A 14,266-nucleotide genomic window follows, 5' to 3' on the forward strand; every position below is an offset into this window, starting at 1 on the left:
TCAGGCTTCGATCTGATAGTCCGCCAGCCATTCGGCCACGGCCTGCGCCTTCATCGGGCGGCTGAACAGGTAGCCCTGAAGCGCATCGCAGCCCATGTCGGTCAGGAGCTGCGCCTGCTCGGCGGTTTCGACGCCTTCGGCGATCACGGTCATGCGCAGTTGGTGGCCGATGGCCACGACGGTATTGGCGATGGCGATGCTGCTGGCGTCCCGCGGGATGTCGAAGACGAAGGATTTGTCGATCTTCAATTTGTCGACGTGGAACTGGCGCAGGTAGGACAGGCTGGAGTAGCCGGTGCCGAAGTCGTCGAAGGACAGGTGCACGCCCAGGGTGGACAGTTGCTGCATCGAATGCAGGGCGCGGTCGACGTTCTCCAGCAACGCGCTTTCGGTCAGCTCCAGTTCCAACCGGTCAGCGGGCAGGCCGTGGCGGCGCAGCGTGTCGGCCACCTGCTCGGCGAAGTTGCCGCGCTGGATCTGCTGTGCGGACACGTTGACCGCCACGAAGAAATCGCCCAGGCCGGCGTCCATCCATGCGCGCGACTGCGCGCAGGCGCGGTCGAGCACCCAGCCGCCAAGCTCGGGCATCAGGCCCAGGGCTTCGGCCACCGGAATGAAGCGCTCGGGCATCACCAGACCCATCTCGGGGCTGTTCCAGCGCAGCAGCGCCTCGAAGCCGATCACGGCGCGGTCGCTGCTGCGGATCTCCGGCTGGTACACCAGGTGCAGCTCGTCGTGCTGCATGGCATGGCGCAGGCGGATGCCCAGCATGCGGCGGTCTTCCATGCGGCGCATGTCATCGGTGGAGTATTCGCAGACCAGGTCGCGGCCCAGCTGTTTCGCGCGCGACATGGAGGCCTCGGCGCGGCGCAGCAGGTCGTTGATGTCGTGCACCCGGCCGGGGTAGGTGGCCACGCCCACGCTGATGGTGACCCGCACCTCGCCATCGCCCAGCGTCACCGGCTCGGCCACGGCGCGGCGCAGCTGCTCGGCCAGCGCCACCGCCTCCTCGCGCTCGACATGGGGCAGGGCGATGACGAACTCGTTGCCGGTGAACCGGGCCACGCGCCCGCGCGTTCCGACAAGGGCGCTCAGCCGCTGCGCCAGCGCCTCGATCACCCGGTCGCCCACCTCGTAGCCCATCGCCTCGTTGACGGCGTGGAAGCGGTCGATGTCGCCGAACACCAGGCTGAAGGGCTCGTCCGGCTGCTGCTCGGCGTGCTCCTGCAGCATCGTCTCGATGACCGGAAAGCGCGCCAAGCCGGTGGCCACGTCGTGGGTGGCCGCATAGGCCAGCCGTGCCTCGGTGTCGCGATGCTCGGTGATGTCGCTGAGGATGCCGATGTAGTGCGAGGTGGCGCCATCGGTGTCGCGCACCGGCGCGAAATAGAGCTGGTTCCAGAACGGCGTGCCGTCCTTGCGATGGTCGCGCAGCACGGTGTTGTATTCGCGTTGTTCGGCCAGCGCACGACGTACCATCGCGCGCTCGCTTTCGCTGCTGTCCTCGAAGGCCAGCTGGCGGCAGCTCTGGCCGATCACTTCGGCGGCGTCGTAGCCGGTGATGTGCTCGAACGCGCGGTTGATGAAGGTCACCGGTGCGCCCGGTTCGCGCGCATCGGCGATCACCACGCCGCTGCCGGTGGACTGGATGGCGCGTTCGAGCAGCCGCAGCTGCGCCTCGACCCGACGGCGTTCCGTGATGTCCTGCAGGTGTGCCAGCACCGCGTCGACGCCGTGGTAGGCGAGCGGATGGAACAGCCCCTCGACCTGCAGCTGCCGGCCGTCGTTGTGCTGGATGCTCCACGTTTGCGCGGTGGCGGAAAACAGTTCGCCGCTGGCCAGGTCGGCCAGGAATCGCGATCGTTCCTCGGTGGCCAGCACCGCGTCGATGGTCTGGCCCAGCAGGTGCAGCGGCGACCAGCCGTATTGCGCGTGCGCGGCGGCGTTGGCGTTGAGGATGGCGCGGCTGTGCCGGTCGAACACCAGCAGCGGCACCGGGCTCTGCTCGAACAGCAGGCGGTGCTGCGCCTCGCTGTCGCGCAGGGCGTCCATGAAATGCATGCGGTCGACGGCGTAGCGGATGCTGCGGTCCAGCCGCTCGGCATCGATCGTGCCCTTGACCAGGTAGTCGCTGGCACCGGCTTCCATCGCGGCCACGTCCACCGCGTGGTTGCCGCGCCCGGTCAGCACGATGAAGGCGCGCGACAGGCCCTCGCGGCTCACCGCCTCGATCAGGTCCAGCCCGCTGGAGGGCCCCAGCAGGTAGTCCACCAGGTACACGTCGTGGGCACCCCGGCGCAATTCCTCCAGGCCCTGCTGCGGCGTGGCGCACCAGTCGAACGCGTAGTGGCTGCCCGGTGCGTCATTGAGCAGGTCGCGGATGAGGACGAAATCGTCCTCGTCGTCGTCGACCACGAGAACCCGCAGTGGCGCGGCGTTCATTCGTCGCTCCCCTGTTTCTCGGTGGGAAGCTGGGCGATGTCGGTCCAGTAGCGCTCCAGCGAGCGCAGCACGGCGATGAGCTCCTCGAAGCGGCTGGGCTTGGTCACGAACGAGTTGGCGCCGAGCTGGTAGCTGGCCAGGATGTCCAGCCGCGCCCGCGAGGTGGTGAGGATGATCACCGGCAGGTGCTTCAGGCCGTCGTGCTCGCGTATTGCGTGCAAGGCCTCACGGCCGTCCATGCGCGGCATGTTGAGATCGAGCAGCAGCAGGTCGGGCAGCTTGCCGCCGGGGACATCGACCAGCGCGTTAAGGCGTGCCATCAACTCCACGCCGTCCGGCACGAAATCCAGTTCCACCTCGACACCGCTGTCGCGAAATGCATCGCGCATCAGGACACGGTCGTCGGCATCGTCCTCGGCCATGAGGATGGACAGCGCGGCACGGGCTTGACTCATGAATCCACTCCCAGAAACTTTCCGTCGATGAAAGAGGCATCCTGCGGATCGGCCGGTTCTGGCGTGCTGGCCGATCCGGGCAGCATGACGATGAAGCTGGCCCCCTGTCCAGCCTGCGCCTCGGCGCGTACCGAGCCGCCATGGCGCTCCACGATACGCCGCACGATGGCCAGGCCGATGCCCGTGCCCTCGTAGACGTTGCGCGGGTGCAGGCGCTGGAAGGGGGCGAAGATGCGCTCGGCGTAGCTGCTCTCGAAGCCGATGCCGTTGTCGGTCACGCGCAATTCCCAGCGCGCGGCGCCAGCAGCGTCGGCGTGCTCGATCCGGGTGGCGGTGACGCTGATGCGGCAGGGGCGGTCGGCGGCGCGGAATTTCAGCGCGTTGGCCAGCAGGTTTTGCAGCAATTGGCGCATCTGGGTCGGGTCGGCCTGGATCACCGGCAGCGTGCCCGCCTCGATCACCGCGCCCGCCTCGGCGATGCGCGTTTCCAGGTCATCCATGACGGCCTTCAGCGTGTCCGAGAGATCGACCGCGCTGACCGCCACGTTGCGCGTGGCCACGCGGGAGTAGGCCAGCAGGTCGTCGATCAGCGCCTGCATCCGGTGCGCGGCGTGGCCCATGCGCTGGAGATAGTCGCTGGAGGACTCGTCCAGCGTGCCGGACAGGCGCGACAGCAGGCGGTCGGAGAACGACTGGATCTTGCGCAGCGGCTCCTGCAGGTCATGCGAGGCGACATAGGCGAAATCCTGCAGCTCGCGGTTGCGGATGCGCAGGTCGTCCATCGCGCGCGCCAGCGCCACGTCGGCCTGGTGGCGTGCGGTCACGTCGCGCGCGGCGCCGTAGAGCAGGCCGTCGGCGCCGCTGATCGAGACCCACTCCAGCCAGCGGTAGCTGCCGTCGGCGCAGCGCATGCGGGTCAGCAGGCCGTCGATCGATTCCACGCCATCGATCTGGCGCTGGATCGCCAGCTGCGTCGGCGCCTTGTCCAGCGGATGCAGCAGGTCGATGAACGGGATGGCCAGCATCTGCGCCTCGTCCAGGCCCAGCAGCCGTGCGTAGGCCGGGTTGGCCTGCAGGAACATGCCGCTGACGGGATCAGCGATGCAGAACACCTCCTGCGACATCTCGAAAAACTGGTTGCGCTGCTGCAATACGCGTCGGGCCGCCTTGACCCCGCCGATGTCCCGGAAGGCCATCACGGCACCGGCCAGCTGGTCGCGGGTGATCAGCGGCGTGGCCAGGTAGGCCACGTCGAGCAGGCTGCCGTCGACCAGCCTGAAGGCGGCGTCGTCGTCGGAGGCATGGGCCACGCCAGCGAGGATTTTCTGCAGCGTTTCGCGCATGCCGTCGGGCAACTCGTCGCTCGTCGGCAGGCGCTCCGGCGCCAGCTTCAGCGTGCGCGAGGCCGTGCGGTTGAGGAAGGTGGGCTGGCCATCGGCATCGACCGCCACCAGGCCCTCGCCCACGCTTTCGGCGATCGCGTAGATCAGCGCCAGCTGGCCGGCCAGCGCCTGCTGCGCGTGGCGCAGTTCGCGGTGGTCCTGCAGCACGGCAAAGACGCCGCGCGGCTCGCCCTGCACGATGATCGGGATGTTGACCAGGTGCGCCGCGAAGCGCTGGTCGTTGGCGTCCAGTGCCGCCACGTCCAGCCGCGCGGATTCACCGCGGGTGGCGCTGTCCAGCGCCGCCTGCACGCGCGCGCCGTCGACCGGCGCAAAGCTGTGCACGAAGGCGAGCCGTTGCGGCCGATCCAGCCCCAGCAGGGCATTGGCCGCCGGGTTTCGGCTCACCACCCTGCCGTCCAGGTCCAGCGCCAGCACGCCGTCGGGGTGGTGCTCGAACAGCGAGCGGAACCGCTGCTCGCTCTCGCTCAGCCGGGTGAACGCGTGGGCGTGCTCGATCGCCACGCCGGTCAGTGCCGCCAGCGTGTCGATGCCGCTGATTTCCGCGGCGGACGGATCGTGCGGCGCGTTGTGATACACCGCGAACGTGCCCAGCACCGCGCCGTTGCGGGCCAGCACCGGCGTCGACCAGCACGCGTGCAGGCCATGCGCCAGGGCCAGCGGGGCGTAGTCGTGCCACAGCGGATCGTTGGCGATGTCGGTCACCACCACGCGCTCGCCGCGCCACGCTGCCGTACCGCAGGAGCCGGCTGCCGGGCCGATCGCGGAGCCGTCGATGCCGCGGCAGTAGTCGGCCGGCAGCCGCGGTGCGGCCCCGTGATGCAGGCTGCCGTCGCGCAGCAGCAGGATCGAGCAGATCGCATCGCGATGCGCCGTTTCGTAGGCGGTCACGATCGATTCGAGCACCTGCGGCAAGGCGTCGCCGCGCGCGATGGCGGTGAGGATCTGCCGCTGGCGCTGCTCCAGGTCCTCCGCGCGGTGCAGCTCGGTAAGGTCGCGGCCCACCACGTACATGCATTGCGATGGCTCGGACCACACCGCCGACCATTGCATGTACAGCACGCGTCCGTCGTGGCTGACGATGCGGTTGCGGACGTTGGGGTTGGGCACGCCCTGCAGCACCTGCGTGGCCGCCGCGACGGTGCTTTCGCGATCGTCCGGATGCACGACATGCGTCAGCGGCTTGCCCAGCAGCGAGCCTGGCGCGAAGCCCCAGCGCCGTTGCGCCGCGGCGCTGAGCTGCAGGAAGCGGCCCTCGCGATCCAGCACGCAGATCACGTCCGGCGCGCTGTCCATCATCAGGCGCGACGCCTCGAGCGCGCGCTCCAGTTCGCGGCCCTGTTCGGCCAGCCGCGCGCTGTCGGCTTCGGCCCGCCGGGTGCGCTCGCGCGCCAGCGCGGACAATCTCAGGGCGACCGCCAGCAGGCCTCCCAGCGCAAAACCCAGCAGCAACACCAGCTGCGGTATGCGGCCATGCTCGCCGCCGGGCCCGGGGTAGACGTTCACGCTCAACCACTGGCCGGCCAGTTGCATATCCATGCTGGCGGGGGTCTGCGTGGTGCCGTGCTCGCCCTGCGCGTACAGCACCTGGCCATGCTGGGTGATCAGCAGCCCGTGCAGCTCGGGCATCGCTTCGAGCAGGCGCGGAAACAGGCGGTCGAACTGGAAGGCCGCCACGACGTAGCCCTGGTTCGCGCCGCCGTCGCGCACCGGCGCCACGATCAACTGGCCCTGCTTGCCGTTGAGCAGGGTCAGGGGCGCGCTGAGCACGGTGTCGCCTTCGGCGTCGACCTGATCGAAGATGCGCGCCGGCGCAAACAAGGCGCCGGCCGATGGCGGGCCGGACGTGGCGGGGCGCACCAGCGTCTGTCGCATGACGTGGGTGGCATCGGCGTAGCCCACCGCGCGCAGGCCATCCATGTCGCGCAGGTAGTTCGCGGCGTCGTGCGCAAAAAGCGGCTCGCGCAACGAGGCAGGCGTGGTCGCCAGGCGCGATGCCAGCCGTTCGAACGCCTCCATGCGCGAATTCATGCCCTCCTGCAGCAGGTTGGCCACGTTGTCACGCCGGCCTTGCAGCGCATCCCATTCCAGCCGTCTTTGCTGCTGTTCCAGCGATCGCCACAACAGCAGCGACGAGGCCACCGTCAGCAGGCAGATGACCGCGGGAAAGACCACGGCCCGGTAACGGTGCTGCGAGGGAGGCCGCGGATTGCTGGTGGCCAGCCCGATCCCCAGCATCAGCATGCCCAGCGCCACCGGCAGCGACATCGGCGTATGCGGACCCAGCGTGCGCATGCCCGGCAGCGCGAAGACGTAACCCACCAGCGCCAGCACGCCGGCCAGCGACACCAGCAGGCCGCAGGCCCAGGTGGCGCTCCACCAGGCCGAGTTGCGCCGGGCGAACAGCGCGCACGTCAAGCCGCCGGTGGCCAGCAGCAGCGACAGCGCCGTGTTGGGCGCCAATCGCCCCGGTATCGCGTGCTCGGCCTGGATCGCCTGCTGCCGCCACAACAGCTCGCCGACGACGTCCATCCGGTCGAGGTATTCCGCCAGCAAGGGCGACACCGCCAGCGGAACGCACAACAGCCCCAGGCACCACGCGGCCAACGTGCGCCCGCTGCCAAGCAACCACAGGGCATGACCGAGCAGTACGAAAGCCAGCGCCGTGTTGAACGCCATCGGCACCAGCAACGTCCCGCCCTGCACCAGCACCGCGGCCTGCAGCATCCAGCCAAGCAGGCCCATCCAGCCCAGGCCCGACAGTGCGGCGGGCGCGAGGGTCGGGGGCCTCACCGGTTCCTCCAGCAGCGAGGCGAACAGCCAGCCGCCGCAGCTGAGCGCCAGCGTCTGCAGCGCGCCGAGCAGCAGGTCGATCGGCGCGTGCGGTGCGGTCCACGCGCGAAGGAGGTAGGCCAGCCCCGCAAACGTCGTGGCCAGCGCGATGCCGCGTGCCGTCGCTCGCAGCGCCGCCGAGGTGGTGATGCCGGCGCAGATGGCGGCCGGCAGGACCAGCATCGCGGCGTACCAGAGCGGTGCCCTGGCGTCCGGTACGTGACCGGTCCTGATCTGCGCCGCGGCCCACGCCGCCGCGCACAGGGCAAGCACCAGCCCCACGCGACGATGGCCGCGCGCGGTCGACCAGGCCGAGCAGGCCAGCACGGCCAGCAACGCATCCAGCGCCACCTGCTCCATCGAGAAAGCCCCGGCCAGCGCCACGCTGCAGGCATGCAGCAGCGCGAGCGCGGGTACCAGCAGCGCGCCAGTCACCGGAAACCGCAAATGCCGCCTGGCGTCAGCCATGTCATCCCCCTGATGACTCCTCCGTGCCAACCGCAACGCCGCAAGGCCTGCCCTGCAGTGCCGCTGTGGCGATCAATCCCGCAAGCCGTCCGGAAATCCCGCCGTCGTCGCCTGCTGCATGCAGTAGAACATGCCCGCGTCGACACGGGTATATCGGCGCAAAACGCCCTGGCTGGAGTCGCCCGTGTCATCGCGATGCGGCATTCAGGCGCTTTTTTGCCTGCTGCATCACTTGGCGAGCCCCACACGCTTGCCCTACATTCCACATTGCCGAGAGGGTTTTCGCGGCAAACCCACCATCCATCATTCGAACACACGGAATTCATCCATGGCCAAGACGACGAACAAGACGAAGGGCGCAGCACCCAAAGCAGCGGCCAAACCTGCCGCTGCCCCGAAACCGATCAAGGAACCGTTGAACAAGTCCGGGCTGCTCGCGCACCTGGTCGAGACCAGCGGCGTGGCGGCGAAGGACGTGCGCGCCGTGCTGGCTGCGCTGGAAGGTGCCGTCACCGCCTCGGTCAACAAGAAGGGCGCCGGCGAGTTCACCTTGCCTGGCCTGCTGAAGGTCACCGCCGTCAAGGTGCCGGCCAAGCCCAAGCGCAAGGGCATCAACCCGTTCACCAAGCAGGAGCAGGTGTTTGCCGCCAAGCCTGCCTCGGTCAAGATCAAGGTGCGTCCGCTGAAGAAGCTGAAAGACGCTGCTGCCTGAAGTCGGACCCCGGATGCGGCGTGCGTGATGCCGCCGCATCCGATTCGTTTTTCCCATGCGGGACGGCGCGACAGACGCCCGACCGCCGCCGGCATACCCCGCCGTTTCAAACATCTCCAGACGAAAATTTCCGTGCACCGCTGCACGATTTCGTCGAATGCCCCCCGAAATAATCTAGACTCTGGTTCGACCCGGCCTGGACGCGATGGCGAGGCCGGTGTACAGGGACGGGGGCTTCGATGCGTTTGCTGCGCGGCATTCTCGAACGGACGCCTGCTCCGGAAGGCCAACTCACGGCCGGTTCCGGCGACAGCGCCGCGCTCTTTCCGGTGCGTTACCGGCAGCGCCTGGTTGCCGAGCTCAAGCTGGATGCGGCCACCGCCAGGGGCTTGATGCGGGCCCTGCTCGATGCCTGCCGTGGCGGCGACGAATGCACCCGGATCGCCTGCCTGCAGGATTTCGCCGATGCCTTTCGGCGCAACGCGCTGATCAAGAGCGTGCAGTTCTATCCGTACCTGCGGTGCGCGCTCGAGCATGACTCCATGGCAATGATGCACTTCAACGAAGTGCAGGCCGAGGCCCAGCGTCACGTGCTGCGCATCGAGGCGATCCTGGTGGAATATCTCGGTGCTCCGTGGGATGCCACCTGTCGTCGCCGCTTCGTGTCAGACATGGCGCGCGCGGCAAGCTTGCTGGGGCGGTTGCTGCGGCAGGAGGAGTCGACCCTGTTCCCGCTGTACCTGCCGCCGGACCAGTATCGCTATCTCGGTGGCCCGCCGGCGCGGCAGAACGGCGCGCAGGCGGCGGGCTGAGGCGGCGCTTCAGGGTTTGGCGATCTCGAAATCGCGCTGGGTCACCGGCGCGCCGTCGAGGAAGATCTCGACCCGGTATCTCCCCTCGGGCCACAAGTCGGGGTTGTGCAGCGTGAACGTGGTGGTGGCCGGCCCGTCGGCGGCAATCGACTGGCTGATGCTGCTGATCAGCTGCCCGTCGCCTTCCAGGTAACGCCAGCGCGCGTTGAGCGTGGCGTCGGCGGTGTGGCCGCGCGTATCCACGCTGGCGTACAGCATGCGGGTGTCCGGCGCAAAGCGCGTGCCCGGCGCGGTGATGCGGTGGGCGGCGTCCACGTCCGTGCCCAGCGTGAGCTGCACCACTTCGATTGCGGCCGCCGCAGGTGCGGCGGCGCTTGTTGCCGCAGCGGGCGCCGCGGCCGTGGAGAGCGCCTGCGCGGGCGTCGTCTGCGCCACGCTGGCGGGCGCTCGCACCGTGCTGGTTGCCGGTGCCGGTGCCGGTGTGGCGGGCGGCGTGGCGGGCTTGCCGCAACCGCCCAGCGCCAGCAGCCAGAGTACCTGGCAGGCGATGGCCGCCACGTGCCGATGCCGCCGGACGCGGGCCCGTTGCTGCCTCATTGCCGCACCGTCCGCGGGTTGGCTGGCGTGATCGGCGTGCTGCTGCGGAACGGGTTGATGTCCAGCCCGCCGCGTCGCGTGTAGCGCGCATACACGCTCAGCTGCCGCGGTTCGCAGGTGCGGGTCAGGTCGGCGAAGATGCGCTCCACGCAATGCTCGTGGAACTCGTTGTGATTGCGGAACGACACCAGGTAGCGCAGCAACCCCGCATGGTCGATCGGCGCACCGCGGTAGGCGATCTGCACGCTGCCCCAATCCGGTTGACCGGTGACCGGGCAGTTCGAGCGCAACAGGTGCGAGACGAGCGTCTCGGCCACCGGCGAGGCGCCGCTGTCGGCCTGCAGGAAATCGGCATTCGGCGGGCCGTAATCGTCGATCTCGATGTCCTGCTCGTCCAGCAGATGGCCGTCCATATCGCAAACGGCGTGTGCCGCCGCCCTGGCGTCGCTCAGCTGCACGCCGACCACCGCGCCCGCCGCGGCCGAGAGATCGCGCGTCAGCGTGCTGGCAAGCGTGGCCGCGTCGGCAATGCGCTCGCCCGCAAAACCGTTCAGGTACAGCTTGAACGATTTCGATTCGATCAGGTGCGGCGACGCCGCCGGCACGCGGAACTCGGCCAGCGCCACCACGGGCTTGCCGCGCCGATCCAGCCACGACAGCTCGTAGGCGTTCCAGATGTCCACGCCGTGGAACGGCAGCGGTTCGGCCAGGCCCAGCTGCGCCCGATTGCCGGCGCGCGGGATGGGAAACAGCAGCGCGGGATCGTAGCGGTCGGCGTAGGGCGTTTCCTTGCCCAGCGGGGAATGTTCGGGCGAATTCATGCCGGCAAGTCTATTGATACGTGGCGCAGGTGTCTCGCCGCGCCATCGCTGCGGTTCAGCTGCGCCGCAGCAGCAGCTCGATCAGGCGCCGGAATCGTTCACCGTAAGGTGGATTGAACAAGCCGGTGCCATTGAAGCGCGCCTGGCGGAAAACCGGCTTCAGGTGCGAGAACGTGCGAAACCCCGCCTCCCCGTGGTAACCGCCCATGCCCGAGGCGCCCACGCCACCGAACGGCAGGCCGTGCTGCGCGATGTGGTACAGCGTGTCGTTGACCGTAACGCCGCCGGCCGTCGTGCGTGACAGCACCTCTCCGATCAGCGCCTGGTCGCTCTCGAACAGGTACAAGGCCAGCGGATGCGGGCGCGACGCCACCTGCGCGATGGCCTGGTCGATCGTGTCGTAGGGCAGGAGCGGCAGTAGCGGGCCGAAGATCTCCTCGCGCATCACCGCCATGCTGTCGTCCACGCCAGTCAGCAGTTGCGGCGGCAACAGCCGGCGCGCGGCATCCGCGGCCGCATCGCCCAGCGCATGCACGCGGGCGCCGCGATCGCGCGCGTCGCGGAGCAGGGCGGTCAGCCGCTGGTACTGGCGATCGGAGGCGATGCTGGCGTACTGCGCGAGCTGCGCCAGTTGCGGATACAGCCGTGCCGTCACCCGCTGCGCCACGGCCACGAAGTCGTCGATGCGATCGCGCGGCAACAGCACGTAGTCCGGCGCGATGCAGGTTTGCCCCGCGTTGACCAGCTTGCCGAGCACGATGCGCTCCACCGCGTGCTCGAAGCGCGCGCCCGGGCCGACGATCGCCGGCGATTTCCCGCCCAGTTCCAGCGTCACCGGCGTGAGATTGGCGGCGGCCGCGCGCATCACCTGATGCCCTACCGCGGTCGATCCGGTGAACAGCAGGTGGTCGAACGGCAGCGCCGAAAACGCCTGCGCCACCTCCGTCGCGCCGGTGACCACGGCCACCGCGTCGGCCGGAAAACGGCGTGCCACCAGCGAGGCAAACAGGGCCGAGAAACGCGGCGTGAATTCGCTCATCTTCAGCATCGCGCGGTTGCCCGCGACCAAGGCATCGACCAGCGGCCCCACCGCCAGGTACAGCGGGTAGTTCCACGGCACAATGATGCCCACCACGCCGCGCGGCTGCGGCCGCAGCTCGGTGCGCGCGGGCAGGAACAGCGCATTGGCCCAGCGGCGGCGTGGCGTCATCCAGCGCCGCCCGTGGCGCAATGCATGGCCGATCGCCGAGAGGCTGGGAAACAGTTCCAGCAGCTCGGTTTCCTGTGCCGGTCGCCGGCCGAAATCGGCGTCGATGGCGGCCGCCAGCTCCGCGCGATGGTCGAGCAGCAGACTGCGCAGCGCGCGCAACCGCTCTGCCCGCACCGGCCACGCCGGCAGCGGATCGGCGTTTTGCGCATCGCGCATGTGCTGCAGCGTTTCGTTCAATGCGACAGGATCGGTCACGGCGTTCTCGGAGGCAGCGTGGATGTTGCCTACCTTAGCCCCTGCGCCTCCCTGGGAGCGGCTTCCGTGGGAGCGGCTTCAGCCGCGATGCTCTTGCTCTGGGCCTCAGGCAGAAGCATCGCGACGGAAGTCGCTCCCACGGCTGTCGCCCTAGACGTTGACCATGTGCATGCCCGCGTCGGTGTAGCGCCGGCCGGCTACCGCTCCGGGCGAGAACGCCGCGTCGATCGCGGCCAGCTCGTCGGCGTCGAGCCTCACCTGCAGCGCGCCCAGGTTCTCGTCCAGCCGGCTGCGCTTGCGTGTGCCGGGAATGGCCAGCACGTCCTCGCCCTGCGCCAGCACCCAGGCCAGCGCCAGCTGTGCCGGCGAGCAACCCTTGTCGGCGGCCAGCGCCTTCACCTTCTCCACAAGTTGCAGGTTGCGGTCGAAGTTGTCGCCCATGAAGCGCGGGCTGTGGCGGCGGTAGTCGTCCGCCTCGAAATCGTCCGGCGAGCGGATCGCACCGGTGAGAAAGCCGCGACCCAACGGCGAGTACGCCACCAGGCTGACGCCCAGCCGGCGGCAGGCAGCGAGCATGCCGTTGTCCTGCGGGTCGCGCGTCCACAGCGAGAATTCGCTTTGCAGCGCGGCAATCGGATGCACCTTGCAGGCACGCTCCAGGGTGGCGCTGGAGGCCTCGCTCAAGCCCAGATAACGCACCTTGCCGGCGGCCATCAGATCGGCCATCGCGCCCACGGTGTCCTCGATCGGCACGTTCGGATCGACGCGGTGCTGGTAGTAGAGATCGATGGTGTCGATGCCCAGCCGCCTGAGGCTGGCATCGCAGGCGGCGCGCACGTACTCGGGCCGGCCATCGACGCCGCGCGCCTGCGGGTTGTCCGGGTCCAGCACGATACCGAACTTGGTGGCCACGAAGGCCTGGTCGCGACGGCCCTTGATCGCCTTGCCCACCAGCACTTCGTTGGTGTGGGGGCCGTACATGTCGGCCGTGTCGAGCAGGGTGAGGCCGCGCTCCAGCGCGTGGTGGATGGTGGCGATCGATTCGGCGTCGTCATGCGCGCCGTAGAACGCGCTCATGCCCATGCAGCCGAGGCCGAGGGCGGAAACTTGCGGGCCGGGCTTTCCGAGGGGGTTCCGGCCGAGGGTGCGCATCTGCATGGGTGACTCCGGTGCGGTGAAGGTGCACGCATGGTGCGCCGCGTTGGCGGTGCGATAAATGGTCAATAATGGGCATCACCATTTCAGAATGAACAACAATTGCCATGGACCGTCTCGAAGCCATGCGGCTGTACACGCGCATCGTGGAACTGGGCAGCTTCACCGCGGCGGCGGACGACTTGAATCTGCCGCGCCACCGTCACCCACGCGATCAAACGGCTGGAGACGCGCCTGGGCGCGCAGCTGCTGCAACGAACCACGCGCCGCGTGCGCACCACCAGCGACGGCGACACCTATTACGCGCATTGCCTGCGCCTGCTGGCCGACATGGACGAGGTCGAGGCGAACTTCCGCGAGGCGGCGATACAGCCGAAAGGCCGGCTGCGGATCGACCTTCCCGCCTCGCTGGGCCGGCTGCTGGTGATCCCCGCCTTGCCCGCCTTTTTCGCGCGCTTTCCGCAGATCGAGCTGGACATCGGCACCGGCGACCGCTTCGTGGACCTGGTGCGCGAAGCCGTGGATTGCGTGCTGCGCATCGGCCATCTGGGTGATTCGGGCATGGTCTGCCGGCGGGTGGGGATGCTGGCGCAGGCGACCGTGGCCAGTGCCGCGTACGTGCGCCGGCACGGCCTGCCCGAATCACTTGCCGCGCTGCAGGATGGCCACGTCGCGGTGAACTGGGCCTCGCCCAACACCCGCCGCGCCGAGCCGCTGGAATTCATGGTGGGCCGGCGTCGTCGCACCGTCACGCTGCCGGGGCGGGTCAGCGTCAGCGGCATGGATGCCTATCTCGGCTGCTGCGAGGCGGGGTTGGGCATCGCGCAGATGACGCGCCAGCGCATCGCGGAAGGACTCAAGGCCGGCCGGTTGCGCGAGATCCTGCCTGCCCACCCACCACCGTCGCTGCCGATCACCGTGTTGTATCCGCAACAGCGGCACATGCCGGCGCGCCTGCGCGTCTTCATCGACTGGCTGGTGGAACTGACGGCGGCGCCGCGCTGAGGCCTGCCAGCCCGGGCGCTGGCGCATGGACCTTTGGCACGGGGACGCCGACGACTCATGCGCTAGCATCCCGCGGACAGGTGTGCGCGCAGATTGCGT

Annotated in this window: 10 protein-coding genes; 3 read left to right on the forward strand and 7 right to left on the reverse strand. The window is 69.0% G+C overall.

Annotation, left to right across the window (positions count from 1 at the left end; genetic code table 11):
* From ABD017_RS07120 to ABD017_RS07130, 3 genes are read right to left on the reverse strand one after another with little or no spacing between them, the layout of a single operon-like run.
* A complete protein-coding gene (locus tag ABD017_RS07120) occupies positions 1-2,442 on the reverse strand; it encodes an EAL domain-containing protein (protein WP_343881582.1) in 2,442 nt (813 codons plus the stop codon).
* The gene (locus tag ABD017_RS07125; RefSeq protein WP_343881584.1) at positions 2,439-2,897 is read right to left on the reverse strand and encodes a response regulator; all 459 of its coding nucleotides are present in this window, start codon (positions 2,895-2,897) and stop codon (positions 2,439-2,441) included. The genes ABD017_RS07120 and ABD017_RS07125 overlap by 4 nt, the downstream gene beginning before the upstream one ends.
* Positions 2,894-7,600, reverse strand: a complete 4,707-nt coding sequence (locus ABD017_RS07130) for a PAS domain S-box protein (RefSeq protein ID WP_343881586.1) — start codon at positions 7,598-7,600, stop codon at positions 2,894-2,896. The genes ABD017_RS07125 and ABD017_RS07130 overlap by 4 nt, the downstream gene beginning before the upstream one ends.
* Positions 7,601-7,928: 328 nt before the next feature.
* On the opposite strand from ABD017_RS07130, the gene ABD017_RS07135 reads away from it, so the two are divergent.
* Positions 7,929-8,312, forward strand: coding sequence for an HU family DNA-binding protein (locus ABD017_RS07135; protein WP_343881588.1), 384 nt, complete (start codon positions 7,929-7,931; stop codon positions 8,310-8,312).
* Positions 8,313-8,557: 245 nt separating this feature from the next.
* Positions 8,558-9,124: a hypothetical protein gene (locus ABD017_RS07140; RefSeq protein ID WP_343881590.1), complete on the forward strand. Its 567-nt coding sequence runs from the start codon at positions 8,558-8,560 to the stop codon at positions 9,122-9,124.
* A gap of 9 nt (positions 9,125-9,133) precedes the next feature.
* Here the strand turns inward: ABD017_RS07140 and ABD017_RS07145 are convergent, their stop codons facing one another.
* The 4 genes from ABD017_RS07145 to ABD017_RS07160 all read right to left on the reverse strand — a co-directional run bounded on the left by ABD017_RS07145 (position 9,134) and on the right by ABD017_RS07160 (position 13,165).
* Positions 9,134-9,721 carry a hypothetical protein gene (locus ABD017_RS07145; RefSeq protein ID WP_343881592.1) on the reverse strand — a complete coding sequence of 196 codons (588 nt, stop codon included), beginning with the start codon at positions 9,719-9,721 and terminating at the stop codon, positions 9,134-9,136.
* Positions 9,718-10,542 (reverse strand): NADPH-dependent 7-cyano-7-deazaguanine reductase QueF, encoded by an 825-nt coding sequence (gene queF, locus ABD017_RS07150; RefSeq protein WP_343881594.1) that lies wholly within the window; start codon positions 10,540-10,542, stop codon positions 9,718-9,720. The genes ABD017_RS07145 and queF overlap by 4 nt, the downstream gene beginning before the upstream one ends.
* A gap of 55 nt (positions 10,543-10,597) precedes the next feature.
* Positions 10,598-12,007 carry a coniferyl aldehyde dehydrogenase gene (locus tag ABD017_RS07155; RefSeq protein WP_343881596.1) on the reverse strand — a complete coding sequence of 470 codons (1,410 nt, stop codon included), beginning with the start codon at positions 12,005-12,007 and terminating at the stop codon, positions 10,598-10,600.
* 150 nt (positions 12,008-12,157) lie between these two features.
* Entirely contained in the window at positions 12,158-13,165 is a 1,008-nt protein-coding gene (locus tag ABD017_RS07160) for an aldo/keto reductase (protein ID WP_343881598.1), read from the reverse strand.
* 267 nt (positions 13,166-13,432) lie between these two features.
* On the opposite strand from ABD017_RS07160, the gene ABD017_RS07165 reads away from it, so the two are divergent.
* Positions 13,433-14,167, forward strand: coding sequence for a LysR substrate-binding domain-containing protein (locus ABD017_RS07165; RefSeq protein ID WP_343881601.1), 735 nt, complete (start codon positions 13,433-13,435; stop codon positions 14,165-14,167).
* Positions 14,168-14,266 lie beyond the last annotated feature (99 nt).

It is taken from the genome of Rhodanobacter caeni (assembly GCF_039523575.1).
Taxonomy (GTDB): domain Bacteria; phylum Pseudomonadota; class Gammaproteobacteria; order Xanthomonadales; family Rhodanobacteraceae; genus Rhodanobacter; species Rhodanobacter caeni.